Annotated in this window: 13 protein-coding genes; 8 read left to right on the top strand and 5 right to left on the bottom strand. The window is 59.4% G+C overall.

The genetic code is table 11. The features are described 5' to 3' along the window. Positions 1-2: 2 nt before the first annotated feature. The 8 genes from fdh3B (at position 3) to SHM7688_RS03410 (ending at position 9360) form a co-directional block, all read left to right on the top strand. Positions 3-596: a formate dehydrogenase FDH3 subunit beta gene (gene fdh3B, locus SHM7688_RS03440; RefSeq protein ID WP_058238596.1), complete on the top strand. Its 594-nt coding sequence runs from the start codon at positions 3-5 to the stop codon at positions 594-596. Positions 597-696: 100 nt separating this feature from the next. After that, positions 697-1914 (top strand): formate dehydrogenase subunit gamma, encoded by a 1218-nt coding sequence (locus SHM7688_RS03435; RefSeq protein WP_223229159.1) that lies wholly within the window; start codon positions 697-699, stop codon positions 1912-1914. Positions 1915-1916: 2 nt separating this feature from the next. Next, the gene (locus tag SHM7688_RS03430) at positions 1917-3215 is read left to right on the top strand and encodes a c-type cytochrome (protein WP_058238595.1); all 1299 of its coding nucleotides are present in this window, start codon (positions 1917-1919) and stop codon (positions 3213-3215) included. Position 3216: 1 nt separating this feature from the next. After that, entirely contained in the window at positions 3217-3342 is a 126-nt protein-coding gene (locus SHM7688_RS20135) for a hypothetical protein (protein WP_262975164.1), read from the top strand. A gap of 4 nt (positions 3343-3346) precedes the next feature. After that, the gene (locus SHM7688_RS03425; RefSeq protein ID WP_058238594.1) at positions 3347-4729 is read left to right on the top strand and encodes a sigma-54-dependent transcriptional regulator; all 1383 of its coding nucleotides are present in this window, start codon (positions 3347-3349) and stop codon (positions 4727-4729) included. Between the two features lie 49 nt (positions 4730-4778). Next, positions 4779-6725, top strand: coding sequence for a sensor histidine kinase (locus SHM7688_RS03420; protein ID WP_233486586.1), 1947 nt, complete (start codon positions 4779-4781; stop codon positions 6723-6725). Between the two features lie 156 nt (positions 6726-6881). Further along, complete coding sequence (locus tag SHM7688_RS03415) at positions 6882-8561, top strand: cyclic peptide export ABC transporter (protein ID WP_188128093.1); 1680 nt, start codon at positions 6882-6884, stop codon at positions 8559-8561. A gap of 49 nt (positions 8562-8610) precedes the next feature. Continuing rightward, positions 8611-9360, top strand: coding sequence for a hypothetical protein (locus SHM7688_RS03410; protein ID WP_058238591.1), 750 nt, complete (start codon positions 8611-8613; stop codon positions 9358-9360). Here SHM7688_RS03410 and SHM7688_RS03405 read toward each other — a convergent pair. From SHM7688_RS03405 to SHM7688_RS03385, 5 genes are all read right to left on the bottom strand, one after another. Beyond that, a complete protein-coding gene (locus tag SHM7688_RS03405) occupies positions 9324-9947 on the bottom strand; it encodes a CDP-alcohol phosphatidyltransferase family protein (RefSeq protein WP_058238590.1) in 624 nt (207 codons plus the stop codon). The genes SHM7688_RS03410 and SHM7688_RS03405 overlap by 37 nt on opposite strands. Before the next feature lie 11 nt (positions 9948-9958). Then, positions 9959-11494, bottom strand: coding sequence for a xylulokinase (locus SHM7688_RS03400; protein WP_058238589.1), 1536 nt, complete (start codon positions 11492-11494; stop codon positions 9959-9961). Positions 11495-11574: 80 nt separating this feature from the next. Beyond that, positions 11575-12711: a glycosyltransferase family 4 protein gene (locus SHM7688_RS03395; protein WP_058238588.1), complete on the bottom strand. Its 1137-nt coding sequence runs from the start codon at positions 12709-12711 to the stop codon at positions 11575-11577. Continuing rightward, the gene (locus tag SHM7688_RS03390; protein WP_058238587.1) at positions 12708-13853 is read right to left on the bottom strand and encodes an LptF/LptG family permease; all 1146 of its coding nucleotides are present in this window, start codon (positions 13851-13853) and stop codon (positions 12708-12710) included. Before SHM7688_RS03390 ends, SHM7688_RS03395 begins: the two co-directional genes overlap by 4 nt. Then, the coding region (locus SHM7688_RS03385) for a hypothetical protein (RefSeq protein WP_158500653.1) at positions 13850-14293 on the bottom strand (444 nt) is incomplete at its 5' end. The genes SHM7688_RS03385 and SHM7688_RS03390, both read right to left, overlap by 4 nt.

Genomic DNA, 14293 nt, shown 5'->3' with positions numbered 1-14293 from the left:
AAATGGCAAGAGCGAAGTTTCTCTGCGACGCGGAACGCTGCATCGAATGTAACGCCTGCGTCACGGCCTGTAAGAACGAGCACGAGGTGCCTTGGGGCATCAACCGGCGTCGCGTTGTGACGATCAACGACGGAAATCCGGGTGAGCGGTCTATCTCCGTGGCCTGTATGCACTGTTCCGATGCGCCCTGTATGGCCGTGTGCCCGGTGGATTGTTTCTACCAGAACGAAGAAGGTGTGGTTCTGCACTCCAAAGATCTCTGCATTGGCTGCGGCTACTGTTTCTATGCGTGTCCTTTCGGTGCGCCGCAGTATCCGCAGGCGGGCAACTTTGGCAGCCGCGGCAAGATGGACAAATGTACCTTCTGTGCCGGTGGCCCCGAAGAAACCCACTCCACCGCGGAGTTTGCCAAATACGGTCGCAACCGTATTGCTGAAGGCAAGCTGCCGTTGTGTGCGGAGATGTGCTCCACCAAGGCGCTTCTGGCAGGTGACGGTGACGTTGTGTCCGCCATCTATCGTGAGCGGGTTGTGGCGCGTGGCTTTGGCACAGGTGCCTGGGGCTGGGGGACAGCCTATGAACAGAAGGGCGGCTGAGGCGGCTTTTGATTCCTACGGCGGCTTTTGCCGCCGTAGGACACTCTAATTTGAAGAATTCAAACATGCTCCGTTGAGGCACGAGGCCTCCGGTGAATGCATGTGGCTCAAACAACATGAGGATGTGATGCGCGCGCTTCTCTGGATCGTTCTTTCCCTGTTTCTGACGCTGCCTGCGGTGGCGCAGGATGCGGCTCCTGATCGGAGCACAACAGGCGGAGCCCAAACGCTTGAAGATATCATGGCCCGTCAGCGTGGCGAAAAGCTGGATGACAGTTTTCGCCGTGATGCCACCGGGCAAGGCAATGTCGAGGCCCTGATCGGGCAGTTGGGCACAAGGGGCGTGGCCTCTGATGCCGATGTGTTCCGGGCGCTACGGTACGGGAGTGCGGACACCAATACATCTGCGCGCGGGCCGACCACCGGCCTTTTGATTCAGGACAGCGGCATGGCCTGGCTCGCCTTCCGTGAGGGGCCGCTGCTGACCTATGGTTTGTATCTGTTGGGCGGCATGGTGCTGGTGATTGGTGTGTTCTGGGCCATGCGCGGCAAGATCATGATTGAAGGGGCCAAAACCGGACGCAACATCATCCGTTTTCTGGCGATTGAGCGCTTTTCGCATTGGGTGATGGGCGTGTCCTTCATTCTTTTGGGGCTGACCGGGCTTTTCCTGATCGCGGGGCGCAAGTTTTTGCTGCCATGGCTTGGGCATGAGGCCTATGCCAGTATCGCGCAGGCGGGCAAATGGGTGCACAACAATGTGGCCTGGGCCTTCATGTTGGCTCTGATCATGGTTTTCGTGATGTGGGTGAAGCACAACATTCCTGATCGCACGGATATCAAATGGATGGCGCAGGCGGGCGGATTGTTTACCAAGGGCGTGCATCCCCCGGCCAAGAAGTTCAACGCGGGTCAGAAGATTGTCTTTTGGGCGGTGATTGTGCTTGGGGTCTCCATTTCCATGTCGGGGCTGGCGCTGCTCTTTCCGTTTGAGCTGCCGATGTTTGCCAAGACGTTCCATGCGCTCAATATGACGGGGCTGCCGCAACTGTTCGCTGGGGGCGCTCTGCCAGAGGTACTGTCGCCTTATGAAGAGATGCAGCTGAGCCAGCTGTGGCATGGGATTGTGGCCTTTGTCTTCATCGCGATCGTGATTGCGCATATCTACCTTGGCAGTGTGGGTATGGAGGGCGCACTTGAGACCATGGCCACCGGTGAAGTGGATGAGCAATGGGCCAAAGAGCACCATTCGCTTTGGTATGAGGAAGAAATGGCCAAATCAGATGCCGCGCCGGATCAGGCGACCCCTGCCGAATAAATATGCGCTATCTCGGGCTGCTGATCGCATTGTGCCTTTGGCCCTTGGAGGCTGTGGCAGAAGATTTCTTTCAGTTGAAAGGACACGGTGGGCCCATCAAAGGCATCGCCGTGTCTCCCGATGGCAGTCGCATATTGACTGCGAGTTTTGACAATGCACTGGGGCTGTGGGTCAACCGACAACCACAGTGGCTGGAGGGGCATGATGCGGCGGTGAATGCGGTGGCTTTTGTTGATGAGGCGCGCGCGGTTTCCGCAGGCGATGATTTTGCGGTGCGCCAGTGGGATCTGGCGACTGGTCAGTCCAGCGTGCTTGGCCATCATCTGGGCAAGGTCCTGTCTTTGGCCGTGTCACCGGATCGGCAGTATGTGGTAAGTGCCAGTTGGGATAGTCGCCTTGGCGTATGGTCTTTGACAGGGGCCGCACCGCGTTTCATACAGGTGGGTGCCAACGTCAACGACGTGGCCTTTGCACAACAAGGCAGGGTGCTTTTTGTGGCCTCAGCGGATGGGCGCATTCGGGTATTTGATTTTGACAGGGGCACATTGGAGCAGTTGTTTTTGTCCAATGGCTTTGGTGTGAACACGCTGGTTTTGAATGAAGCGGCTGGCTGGCTGGCGTTTGGTGCGGTGGATGGCGTGACCAAGATCGTGTCTTTGGACAGTGCCGAGGTGATCAAGGACATCACTCTTGAACGCCGCCCTGTTCTGGCGATGGACATGAGCCGCGATGGAGGGATGCTCGCTGTTGGTGATGGGGAAGGGTATATCCTCTTGCTGAATAGGGTGGATTGGTCGATTGCCAGCGATATCAAAGCAACCCATCGTGGGCCGATCTGGGCGTTGGCCTTTGCGGCGGATGGTCAGAACATCCATGCCGGGGGACTGGATGATGCCATGTTCAGCTGGCCCCTGTCTGATCCGCGCGATGCGCCCCGCATGGTGGCCGAGGATCGGGATTTTCTTAACGGCAATGACCGCGCCTCCAACGGCGAGCGCCAGTTTCAGCGTAAATGCTCCATTTGCCACACGCTGACAGGAGACAGCGCGCGTCGGGCAGGGCCGACGTTGAAAGATTTGTTTGGACGTCCGGCAGGAACAGTGCCGGATTACACCTATTCAAAAACGCTTCAGGACGCAGAGATCGTCTGGAATGGACAAACCATTGATGCGCTTTTTGATTTGGGGCCAGACGTGTATATTGCGGGGAGTAAAATGCCAGTTCAACGCATTGCCCGCGCCGAAGACCGCGCAGATTTGATCGCTTATCTGCGCCTATACAGCGATATTGAGGACCAATGACATGAAGACGTTTTTTATGGCCTGTGTGGCGGTTGCCGTTATTTCCGTGGTTGCGTACTACGGCCTGCACGAAGCTGGTTTTGCCACCTCTGATCAGGCCAGCGGGAGTTCCGTAAGATTGGACTGACACGATGACTCAGATCGAGCGGCTCCGTCCGCAACTCAAAGCGCCGTCCGAATTTGGCATGGGGCTGTCCACAGCCTCTGTTTTGGTTGTGGATGATGAGCCGGGTATCCGTAACTTCATTGTCAAAATCCTCGATCCTGTCGTGGGGCGTATCGAGCAGGCGGCCAACACCGAAGTTGCCAGCCGCATGCTTGATGCCAATCACTTTGATATTGTGATTTTGGACAATGTTATGCCGGGCACCACGGGCCTTGAATGGCTGAGTGATCAGCGCAAGCTGGGCTTTTTTGCGGATACGATCCTGATCACAGCCTTTGCCGATATGGATACGGCGATTGAGGCGATGCGGGCCGGAGCTGTGGATTTTGTGCTCAAGCCATTTCGCTCCAACCAGATCCTCAATGCGGTTGCGCGCTGTTTGGATCGGGTGAACCTACGGCGTGAAAATTACCTTTTGAAGTATGAGCTTGCGTCTGGAAATGAACAGGTCCGGGCGCGGTTGCTTGGCAGTTCTCCGGAAATTGAGACGATCCGCGTAACGATGGCGCGGGCCGCGCCTTTGCCGACGCCCGTCTTGCTGACAGGGGACACTGGAACCGGCAAAGAAGTGGCGGCGCGGGCCTTGCATATGATGTCTCCCCGTGCAGATAAGCCCTTTGTTCCGATCAATTGTGCGACCATCGCGGGAGATATGATCGAACATGAGCTGTTTGGGCATATCCGTCAGGATGCAGGTGGCCGCACGGTGCGCCATGACGGTGTGTTTATGAACGCCAATGGCGGTACGCTCTATCTTGATGAGATTGTTGAATTGCCCCTGCCCGTTCAGGCGGCTTTGCTGCGGGTGATTGAGCACCTGAAGGTGCGGCCTGTTGGCTCCTCACGCGAGGTGCCGCTTGATCTGCGGTTTTTGTTTGCCACCAACACGGATCTGGAAGCCGCCGTCAAAGAGGGGCGTCTGCGTGAAGATTTGTATCATCGGATCAATGTGTTGAATATTCAGATGCCGCCGCTGCGCGCGCGCAATGGCGATCTGAAAGAGCTGGCGTTGATGTTTTTGCAGGAGATTTCCCGGTCGCTGGGCGTGCCGCCTCTCACCCTGTCAGAAGGGGTTTTGTTGAACATGGCGCGCTATGACTGGCCGGGCAATGTGCGAGAGTTGCGCAATCTGATTGAACGGTCTTTGATTGTGGGCGAATGGCCTGCGGAATTTGCGGCCAATGGATCCGATGAGGAAGTGGCGGCTGTGGACAGTCTTGCGGCGGTGGAGCGGCGCCATATTCTGACCGTGCTCAATGCCTGTGATGGCAACCGGGCAGAGGCGGCGCGACGGTTGGGTATTTCACGCAAGACCATCGACCGTAAATGTGCCATGTGGAATGACTGATAGGCTTGACAGGGCACCACGACCAAAGCGTCGGCCGACATCGGTGCGCATGCGATTGTTGGCGATCGCGCTGTTGCCGACGCTGGTCATCATGCCGATTTTCTTCATTATCACAGCGATCAATTGGTCATCGAGATTTGACAACCTATTGATCGCAAAGGTGAATGGGGAGCTGACCATTGCGGACCAATATCTCTCCCAATTGCTTGAAAACAGCACGTTGCGCATGCAGGCTATCGCCGATTCCGCAGGCTTCGTGAGCCGGGTGGCGGAGAATGACAGCAAAGGCATTCTGGCCCTGTTGGAATATCAGCGTGCGAAGCTGGAACTGGATTTTCTGTATTACATCACGCCGGAAGGCTCGGTGTTGTCGTCGCCCCAGTTTGTCGATGATCTGGGGCTGACGAAATGGCCTGTTGTTGCCGGGGCCTTGGCGGGGCAAGGGTCTGCCCGGATTGATGTTTTTGAAGCTTCTGATCTTGGGCAGGTCTCTCCGTATTTGGCGAATAAGGCGCGGATTGATCTTGTGCCGACGCAGGCTGCGGTGCCGACAGAGCGGAAGGTAGAGGCCCGTGGCATGATGGTGCATGCGGCCACGCCGATCTCTGGCAATGGGCGCAGCGGGGCGCTTGTGGGGGGCGTTCTGCTCAATCGAAACCTCACTTTTATCGATACAATCAATGACTTGGTTTATCCGACAGCCAGTTTGACCGAAGGCAGTCAGGGGACGGCGACGCTGTTTCTGGATGATGTGCGGGTGTCCACCAATGTGCGCCTGTTTCAGGACGAACGCGCGCTGGGCACGCGTGTGTCCGGTGTTGTGCGGGAAGCGGTGCTGGATCACGGAGAGGTCTGGTTGGATCGCGCCTTTGTGGTAAACGATTGGTATATCTCAGCTTATGAGCCGATCACGGACAGTTTCGGAAGGCGTGTGGGCATGCTGTACGTCGGCTTTTTGGATCAGCCGTTCCGGGATGCAAAATTCTCCACTATTCTGACTTTTGCCGTGGCTTTTGCGGTTATCGTCTTGATTTCCGTGCCCATTTTCCTGCGCTGGGCACAGCAGATTTTTGCCCCGCTGGAGCGCATGCTGCGGACGATTTCAAAAGTGGAAAAGGGCAACCTTGGGGCGCGCACCGGCGTGGAGAATTCTGGCGGTGAAATTGGCCGTGTGGCGGCACAGATGGACAGTCTGTTAGAGCAAATTCAGGAGCGAGATCGGGAGCTTACGCGGCGCGTGGCGGCGCGGACGCAGGATCTGGAAGAGGTCAACCGGCGGCTGGAGGCGACCACCAAACAGTTGGTGGTTTCCGAGAAACTGGCCGCCATCGGGGAGATTGCCGCTGGGATTGCACATGAGATCAACAACCCTGTGCAGGTGATACAGGGCAATTTGGATGTGGTTCGGGTGCAGCTGGGCGCTGAGGCGGATCAGATCAAGACGGAGCTGCGTCTCATTGATGAGCAGACTCATTCAATTTTCCTAATTGTAAACAAGCTATTACAGTTCACGCGCCCGGATGAATATGCTGAGGGCAGTGCGCAGCATCGCCCGGCGGACATCCTCTTGGACACCTTGCCATTGGTGCAGCACCTACTGAGCAACAGTGAGATCGTGCTGCATCAGGAGTTGAACAGTCTTAACACGGTTGCCATCAACCGTACGGAGCTGCAACAAATCCTGATCAATCTGATGGTTAATGCCATACATGCGATGCCAGAGGGCGGGGATCTGACGCTTGCTGCCGAAGATCAGCAGAGAGAGGGGCGTGAGGGTGTTTTGATCATCGTCAAAGATACGGGGATTGGCATGACGGCGGAACATCTGACCCGGATTTTCGATCCTTTTTTCACGACAAAACAAGGAGAAGGCACCGGACTGGGCCTTTCCATCACCAGTAAGTTGGTGGCACGCTATGATGGGGCTATTGAGGCGCAGAGCAGGCTGGGGCAGGGCACCGAATTTCATGTCTGGTTCCCGGCGGCAGGGTGCTGAGCAATGCGACACAGGTGCTGAAATTGGGCTCAAACACGGGGTGTCTGTATTACGTCTGTTTCACGTCTGTATTGCGTAGGTGTGATTTTTCGGGCCTAACTCGTTAACAAGACCCAAAAAAGTGCGTTTGAGGGCCCTGTGAGCGTGAATTTTGAAATGACGACGTCGCCAGAGGTGGCCCCAAAAAATACCCTGCGTTTGCGTCTTGAAGTGGTGCGCTTCCTTCTGGGGGCCGGGGGCGGTGTGAAAGATCGCATTGTGTTTTACACCTTGCTGTCTGGGCTCAGCCGCGCAGGTATGATTTTTGCGATCAATGAAACCGCGCGCCGCCATGGCGAAGGCTTCGGCTGGCCGGTGGTGATGCTGCTGTTTTGCGTGGTGAGCATGGTTGGCTTTGGCTATCTGCAGAAGGTGCGTGCCTTTACGCTGATCACCCGGATCGAAGCACAGATGCGCAATCGCCTTTCAACATTGTTGCTGCGGGCCAATATTGATTTCCTGATCAGCGGGCGCCACGGAAAAGTCTATGGGGCCATGACCGCTGAGGTCACCCAGCTGGCACAGGCGGTGGTGTTTCTGGTGGAGGGCATCGGGGCCTGTGTGGTTTTGCTCTTTGCCATCCCTTATCTGTTTTATGTGAGCTGGATTGCCGGGCTGGCTGCGCTTGGCGCGCTGATCATTGGGGGGATTTCCTTTGCGTTCCTGGATGGGCCGGCGCGCCGGTGGGCCTATCGGGCGGCGGATTCCTTTGCGCTTTATTGTGATCGGGTTACCGATATGCTCGGAGGCTGGAAGGAACTGCGGCTGCGGGCCAGTCGCCGGGCGGCTCTGGAGGCAGAGACACAGGGTGTGATTGAAACACAGGTGTTTCGCAGAATGCGCTCAGAGCGGTTGTTCGCGGGCAGCACCGCAGGCGCGCAATCGGCGGTGGCGCTGTTGTTGTGCTTTGTGGTGATTGCCCTGCCCTATCTACAATCTGGCGGGGCCGTGGCGATGTTTCAGGTGCTGACCATCGTGTTTTTGGTCAATGGCCCGACCGAGATGGTTTTCGCGGCCTTGCCGATGCTGAGCAAAGCCGAGAGCAGCTATGTTAAAATCAAACAGGTTGAAGCGGATCTTATGGCGGCACAAAGCCTTGCGCTGGCCGCACCACAGCAGACCGTCGCAGCGTTCTCTGAAATTGCCCTGCGTCAGGTGACAGCCGATGTGGGGGAGGCGCGTGAGGGCGTGGTGCCCTTTCATCTGGGGCCTGTGGATCTGACGTTTCATCCGGGGGAGACGGTGTTCATCTGTGGAGGCAACGGCTCTGGCAAGACCACGCTTTTGTCTTTGATCACGGGGATGCGGCACCCGGCCAAGGGCGAGATCACTTTGGACGGCGTGGCGTTGACGGATGCGACAACTGCTGGATACCGTGAGTTGTTTTCTGCGGTCTTTGCTCAGTTTCATCTGTTTGATCATGCCTATGGCCTCCCTGAAAGCGAGTTGGAGGCGCTTCAAGCGCGTATTGCGCAGTTGGGGTTGGCCAAACGTGTGCAGCTGTTAGGGGACAAGTTTTCCAACACAAGCTTGTCTGCGGGGCAAAGCCGTCGGCTGGCGCTGGCGGTGGCATTGGCCGAGCAGCGGCCGATCATTGTTTTGGATGAGTTTGCTGCGGATCAGGATCCGGCGAACCGGGCGTTTTTCTATGATGTGTTGATGCCGGAATTATCCGCATCCGGGCGGCTCGTTTTGGCGGTGACCCATGATGATCACCAATTTGGGAAGTGTGACCGCTTGATCAAGATGGACGCAGGGCGCATCGTGTCAGATGAGTATTTGACCAAAGAGATTTGACATCATGACGCAGAGGCAATGGGCTCCCAGCCGAGGCACAGGGTGGGCGATGTTGATAGCGCTGATCGCCACGCTGTTTGTGACGCTGACAGTAAATGTCCAGATTTATACCGCGCGCTGGAAGTTTGCCGCATTTTATCCTGACCTCAGTGCGACGCGCGCGCGCACTATCAGCGAGTCGATAGCGGATCCGCGCATTGGAGAGCCTTTTGCCATTTGGTTGCTGCTGTCGGCTGTGGCGCTGTTTGTCGGCGTTGTGCTCGTCAGTCTTCCGGCCTTGCGGGAACTGCAACGGCATGGGCGCGCAAGCCCGCGTGTTGTCGGTCTGACATGGTTGCTGGTGGCCCTGCAGGCGCTGGCGTCTGTCGGCATGGTGGTGTTGAGCCAGTATCGTTTCCCGGAGTTCCGTGATCAGCATATGGCGGGGAGCTATCTGTTTTTCTTTTCTCAGGCCTTTGCCATTGTGACCGGAGAGGTTTTGTCGCGCAGCTATGCCACCATGGGACCGGAGGGGACCGTGGTGGGGCGGGTGTGGTCACCGCGTTTTGGGCGCTGGCGGCGGGGCTATGTCTGGGTGCCGATTGTTCTTGGTGTGGTGTATCTGTGCCTGTTTCTGGGCAAGGGATATGCGCCGGAGGCCTATCGCTATGAGGTCTATGCGGCCTATGCCAGCACCGAGTTGCTGCTGTTAAGTGGATTTCTGTTTTACGTCACAAGTTATGTGCCGGACATGTGGTGCGCCTGGCGCGGCAGTCGCGGGGCTTACGGGTCTGTGATCTCTTCATCAGCCGCATCCTGAGCGCGCAGCATCTGTGTGGCGCGGCGCGCCCTTTGCAGGGCGGTGGCATGGGTCAGCACAGCAAAGAGCGCCAAGCCCCAAGCGATCAGCCCTGTGCCCAGCAGGCCAGCGGCGAGCATCAGGACACAGAGATAGATGATGCGCTCCATTCGTTCGAAGACATCGGGCCAGTCGGTGTTGGAGATTGGCATCTCAATGGCCGTGCGCGCCTTGGCGTAAGAGGTGATGACAGAGCCTGAGAAACAGGCCAGTGCCAGAGGCCAGACGTCGTGCAGATGGGCCAGCGTGGCGAGCACCACCAGCTCTTGATACCGGTCCACCATGGCATCGAAATAGCCGCCCGCTTTGGTGGACATGTTGCGCCGCCGCGCCACGGCACCGTCCAGCGCGTCAAACACAAAGGCCAGCGCGAGGGTGAGCCCATAGAGCGCGGCGGACTGGTGCCAGAGATAGGCGAGGGACACCAGAATGATCAGCACAAGCCCGATGAAAGTGACCTGATTGGGCGTGAGGCGCGCCTTGACCAGAGGGGTGGCCATGGCTTCCCAGAGCGGGTCGATGGTGGATTTCATCAGACCATCAATCATGGCGGTCTCCTTCAGGTGTAGCTGCGGATGGTGTGGCGGCGGATTTTGTCGAGGCTGTGTGCGCGGTGCGTGAGCGCGTCGCTGCGCTCAGGATCGGGTGTGTAGGTGGCAGAGCTGCGGGATTTGAGGCGGGCGGCGGCCCCTGTGACGCTGTCGGCCCAGCCCATGAGTGGGGCGGCGAGGGTGGCTGTGCCCAGCATGCCTGCGTGGCGGGCGGCGCAGACGCGCACGTTGCGTCCCAGAGCATCTGAGAGGGTTTGGGCAAAGGCAGGATTGGCGGCCAGACCGCCGGTGATGGAGAGCGTCCCGGAAGTTTGCGCGCCTTTCTCTCGCGCAACTTTGGACATGGCCCACCGCAGATTGAGCGCGACGCCTTCGATGGCGGCGCGGCGCAGGGCGGCGGCGTCGTGATGCAGGCTGAGGCCATGAAAAGTGCCCCGCAGGCGGTCATTGTCCACCGGCACGCGTTCGCCGGCGAGCCAGGGCAGAAACAGCGGATCATCCGGCTGTGGTGTGCCGATATCGGCATAGGGGTGTTCGCCGCCGCCGGTGATTGCGGCCACCCAATCCAGTGCGGAGCCGGCGTTTTCCTGACTGGCGATCAGGAGCGGGCGGAAGTTGAGGCCAGAGGTGACCGTGGCGTAGGAATGCGCGACGCTGAGGCGGCGGTTGGGAAAGAAACCTGCGATCCATGCGGAGGTGGCGACAGAGACATGCAGCGCCCCATCGGCCACTTCGCCGGAGCCAAGTGTGGAGGCCATGGCATCTGATGTGCCTGCCAGCACCTGAACATTGGCGCGCAGGCCAAGATCTGTGGCGGCTTGCGGCGTGAGCGGACCCACAACCGTGTCGGCCTGTGTGATCGGGGCCAGTTTACTCTGATTGATGCCGGTGAGGGCGCAGAGTGTTTCAGACCAGCCTTCGCGGCCAAGGCGCGTGTCCATCACCCATGTGAGATTGGCGCTTTCGGGGCAGGTGGTCATGGTGCCGGTGGCGCGATGCACCAGCCAGTCTTTGACATCCACCATCCAGCGGGTCTTGGCGTAGATGTCGGGCTCCTGCTGCATGAACCAGAGCATTTTGGCGGTTGGGTCCATGCCGTTTTTGGCAGGCGCCCCATTGGCGATGCGCAGCCAGCGGGCCAGACGCGGCGCGTTATACCCATGGATCTCGGGAAAGCCGCCCACGAGTTTTTTGCCCAAAGGGGCCGCGCGTTTGTCCAGCCATGTCAGGCAGGGGCGCAGCGGTGTGCCATCTTCGGCACAGCACACCAGCCCGAGCAGTTGGGAAGAAAACACCAATGCGGCGGCGCGGGATTTCAGCTCAGGAAGCTCCTGATGCAACGCGTGCAGCGCCTGTGCCAGCGCCTCCCACCAGTCTGTCGGGTTTTGTTCGGCGATGCCGCCGGGGGCGAGATTGAGGGGATAGGCGGCGGTGACGCGTGCCAGAATGGTCAGGGAGCTGTCCACAACGCCGACTTTCACGCCGGAGGTGCCGAAGTCGGCAGAGATGACAAGATCGCCTTCAATCAATGGCTTTATGCCCAAGTCTGGTCTTAAAAAATATGCAAATGAATGCTCTGAAGGTCTGGCATGTGGTCTGTGCTTTGGCAAGAGCTGTGCTGTGATCAGCCATGCAAGAGGGCCTCCTGCAAAAGGGTTTCATAGGCCGGGCCAACGGTGGTGACGTCAAAACGGGCAGCATGGGATCTGGCCCAGTCGCGGGCCGCGTTGTAGCGCGCCGGGGATGTGGCGAGGTGCAGCAGTGTCTCGGACAGAGCGACGGCATCGCCCGGCGGGCAGAGCAGGGATTTGCCCGCCTCGGTGAGAACCGTGGCGAAGCCATCGTTGGCGGCTGCAACGGGCACCGCGCCCGCCGCCATGGCTTCAATCAGCACAAGGCCGAAGCTTTCCCCATGCAATGCAGGGGCGACAAAGGCATGCGCCCCTGCGATGAGGCTTTTGGCGGCGGCTTGGCTGGGGGGCGCTTGGAAGGTGACATTTGCCAGCGCCAGATCCTGTGCTTGTGCGCGCAGGGTCGCCTCTTCTTCGCCGGTGCCTGCGATGATCAGCTGCGCCTGAGGCAGGGCGTGCTGAACCCTATGCCATGCCGTGAGCAATACAGAGACGCCTTTGCGGGCCTCAAGCCGCCCCATGTAGACAGCGCGAAAGTTGGCGGGCTTGCGGATCTCATCGGCGGCTGCGCGCCATGGCGCAAGGTCAATTGTCGGGGGCAGGATCAGAGGTAGCGGGTCTGCCCCTGCGGTCTTCCATTGCATGAAGGGCGCTTCGGAGGGGACAACAATGCGGTGGAGATGACGGTTGAAGTGATGCCCGACGCGGCGCAGGGCGGCGGCGAGGGGATCAAATCCGCTGCCTGTTGGCAGGGTGGCATGGAATGTGGCGATGGCGGGCAGTTTGAGCGCGCGCCAGATCTGCCATGGCATCAGCGGCGTCCAGGGCGTGTGCAAATGCACCACCTCTGCGCCCCAGTCTCGCAGGGCTGTCACCGTTTCACGTCGGCTGCGCGCTGTGGCGTGGCTGATTTCAAACTGCGTGCCATGGACGGAGAATGGTCGCGCGGTGCCCACTGTCATCACGCCGGGCTCAACTGTGCGCATCTCACCGGGCAGGTCTGTACTGGGCGGGGCGATGATTTTGACCTCGTGGCCCTGTTGGCGCAGCCATGCAGACAGGTCGCGGATATTGCTTTGCACCCCGCCGGGGCGGTCCATGGCGTAGGGCGTGATTTGCACGATTTTCATGGATGCCTCTTGTGCGAGATGGGAAGGATGCCGCGCAGTTTGCCCGCATGGTGGAGCTGTATGAGCGTGGCCACGGCGAGCGCAAAGAAGGCTGGCAAGGTGGCGGTGGCAGCCGGGGGCAGGACGGCATGGATGCCCAGAGCCCAGAAGGTTTTGACGGAGACAACGCAGAGATAGGCCACAGCGGCCAAGGCCAGCAGGCGAAACGGAGAGAGGCGGCGGGGGCCTGTGGCGAGGCTGGCAAGGCTGATACCCAGAAGCAGAAAGATACCCGGCAAGACGGGCGCGGCACGGCGCACGGCCACGGCTGTTGCCGCATCCGAGGCATTGGGGGCATGAGGCTGCGTGGCGATGTGACGGGCCACAGCTGTGGGCATGTAATAGGCATCAATGCCAAACCAGCGCAGGCGCATGGCATCAAAGGGCAGCGGCGTTGTGAGTGTTGCAAGCTGTTCTGTGGGACGATCGCTGTTGAGATGCCAGAGGGTAGCATTGGTGAAGGTCCAGAGGCCGGGGCGCGGGCCGGGGTGCAGGCTCTCGGCATGGAGCAGGTGGGTCAGCTCTGGAGTATCGACGCCGCCAAAGAGCCTCACATTGGTGAGATGCATGTCTGGGCCGCGGATGAGCGTGCCGTGCAGGGCGATGCCCTCCTGTACCAGCCATTGTGTGCCGGTGTCCCTGTTGTGATAGCGGTGTCCGTAGTCGCCGAGATTTTCCTGTACCTGCGCCGCCACTGCAATGGGCCGCAGCCATGCTTCGCCGGCCCATTGTATGGTGCCGAGCAAAAGGCCCGACAGCAAGACCGCGGCCAAGCGCAGCGAGGGGCCTGCGCCAGCGGCGGACAGCACCACATCCTCCAGACGTTGATGGCGCAACAAGGCGGCGACGAAACCGCCCGCCACACAGGCCATGGTCAGCAGGCGGGTGACAATGTCGATGCTGCGGTAGCTCACATAGGTGAGAAGCGTTTTTGCGAAGGGTGTGTGCGTGGTGTCTGCGCGGGCTTGCACAGAGGGCAGCCATTTGGCCAGGTCAATGGTGAGCGCCACCACCAGCAGCGTGAACATCAGGAAGGCGATCACGGAAAGATCCGTGCGCATCATCGTGCGCACGGCGAGGCCCGTATGGCTGCGCCAGATCATGTGCGGGACCTGTCTGGAGTCATCAGCGCCTCGCCGCGCAGGCCAAGCACAAGCAGAGGTGGACCTAGATAGAGCACAGAGGCCAGTGCAATCAGCAGCGGTGCGGACAGGCTCGCAGAGAGTGGTGTAATGGCGGCACGGCTGGCCACATCAACGCAGAGCATCAGGAGCGCGGCCAGCGGCAGGGAGATCATGCGCAGTGCCCCGCGGGGCGCGACCACAAGGGCGGCGAGTGCGAGCAGCCCGGCCATGGGCACCATAAGAGCCCGTGTGATCAGGCGGGTGAGGCGCGCGGGCTCATCCCCTGTGAGATTAAGCAGGCGCTCTGCGGGGCTGCGGCTGGTATCCGCAGGTGGGAGGGCATCAGACATGGAGAACGCAAAGCTGGCGGTCTCTGTGGTGAAGCGGTTGAGGATTGGCGCGGGCTCTGTTGGGGCGGG

The sequence above is a fragment of the Shimia marina genome (assembly GCF_001458175.1).
Classification (GTDB): Bacteria; Pseudomonadota; Alphaproteobacteria; order Rhodobacterales; family Rhodobacteraceae; genus Shimia; species Shimia marina.
Note: the sequence above shows the minus strand (reverse complement) of the source record. Positions and strands in the feature narration are given on the sequence as shown.

Bases quoted from the DNA above. Each gene is read 5' to 3' on its own strand.
- fdh3B (WP_058238596.1), top strand. From the start codon at position 3: ATGGCAAGAGCGAAGTTTCTCTGCGACGCGGAACGCTGCATCGAATGT.
- SHM7688_RS03435 (WP_223229159.1), top strand. From the start codon at position 697: ATGTGGCTCAAACAACATGAGGATGTGATGCGCGCGCTTCTCTGGATC.
- SHM7688_RS03430 (WP_058238595.1), top strand. From the start codon at position 1,917: ATGCGCTATCTCGGGCTGCTGATCGCATTGTGCCTTTGGCCCTTGGAG.
- SHM7688_RS20135 (WP_262975164.1), top strand. From the start codon at position 3,217: ATGAAGACGTTTTTTATGGCCTGTGTGGCGGTTGCCGTTATTTCCGTG.
- SHM7688_RS03425 (WP_058238594.1), top strand. From the start codon at position 3,347: ATGACTCAGATCGAGCGGCTCCGTCCGCAACTCAAAGCGCCGTCCGAA.
- SHM7688_RS03420 (WP_233486586.1), top strand. From the start codon at position 4,779: ATGCGATTGTTGGCGATCGCGCTGTTGCCGACGCTGGTCATCATGCCG.
- SHM7688_RS03415 (WP_188128093.1), top strand. From the start codon at position 6,882: ATGACGACGTCGCCAGAGGTGGCCCCAAAAAATACCCTGCGTTTGCGT.
- SHM7688_RS03410 (WP_058238591.1), top strand. From the start codon at position 8,611: ATGTTGATAGCGCTGATCGCCACGCTGTTTGTGACGCTGACAGTAAAT.
- SHM7688_RS03405 (WP_058238590.1), bottom strand. From the start codon at position 9,947: ATGATTGATGGTCTGATGAAATCCACCATCGACCCGCTCTGGGAAGCC.
- SHM7688_RS03395 (WP_058238588.1), bottom strand. From the start codon at position 12,711: ATGAAAATCGTGCAAATCACGCCCTACGCCATGGACCGCCCCGGCGGG.
- SHM7688_RS03390 (WP_058238587.1), bottom strand. From the start codon at position 13,853: ATGATCTGGCGCAGCCATACGGGCCTCGCCGTGCGCACGATGATGCGC.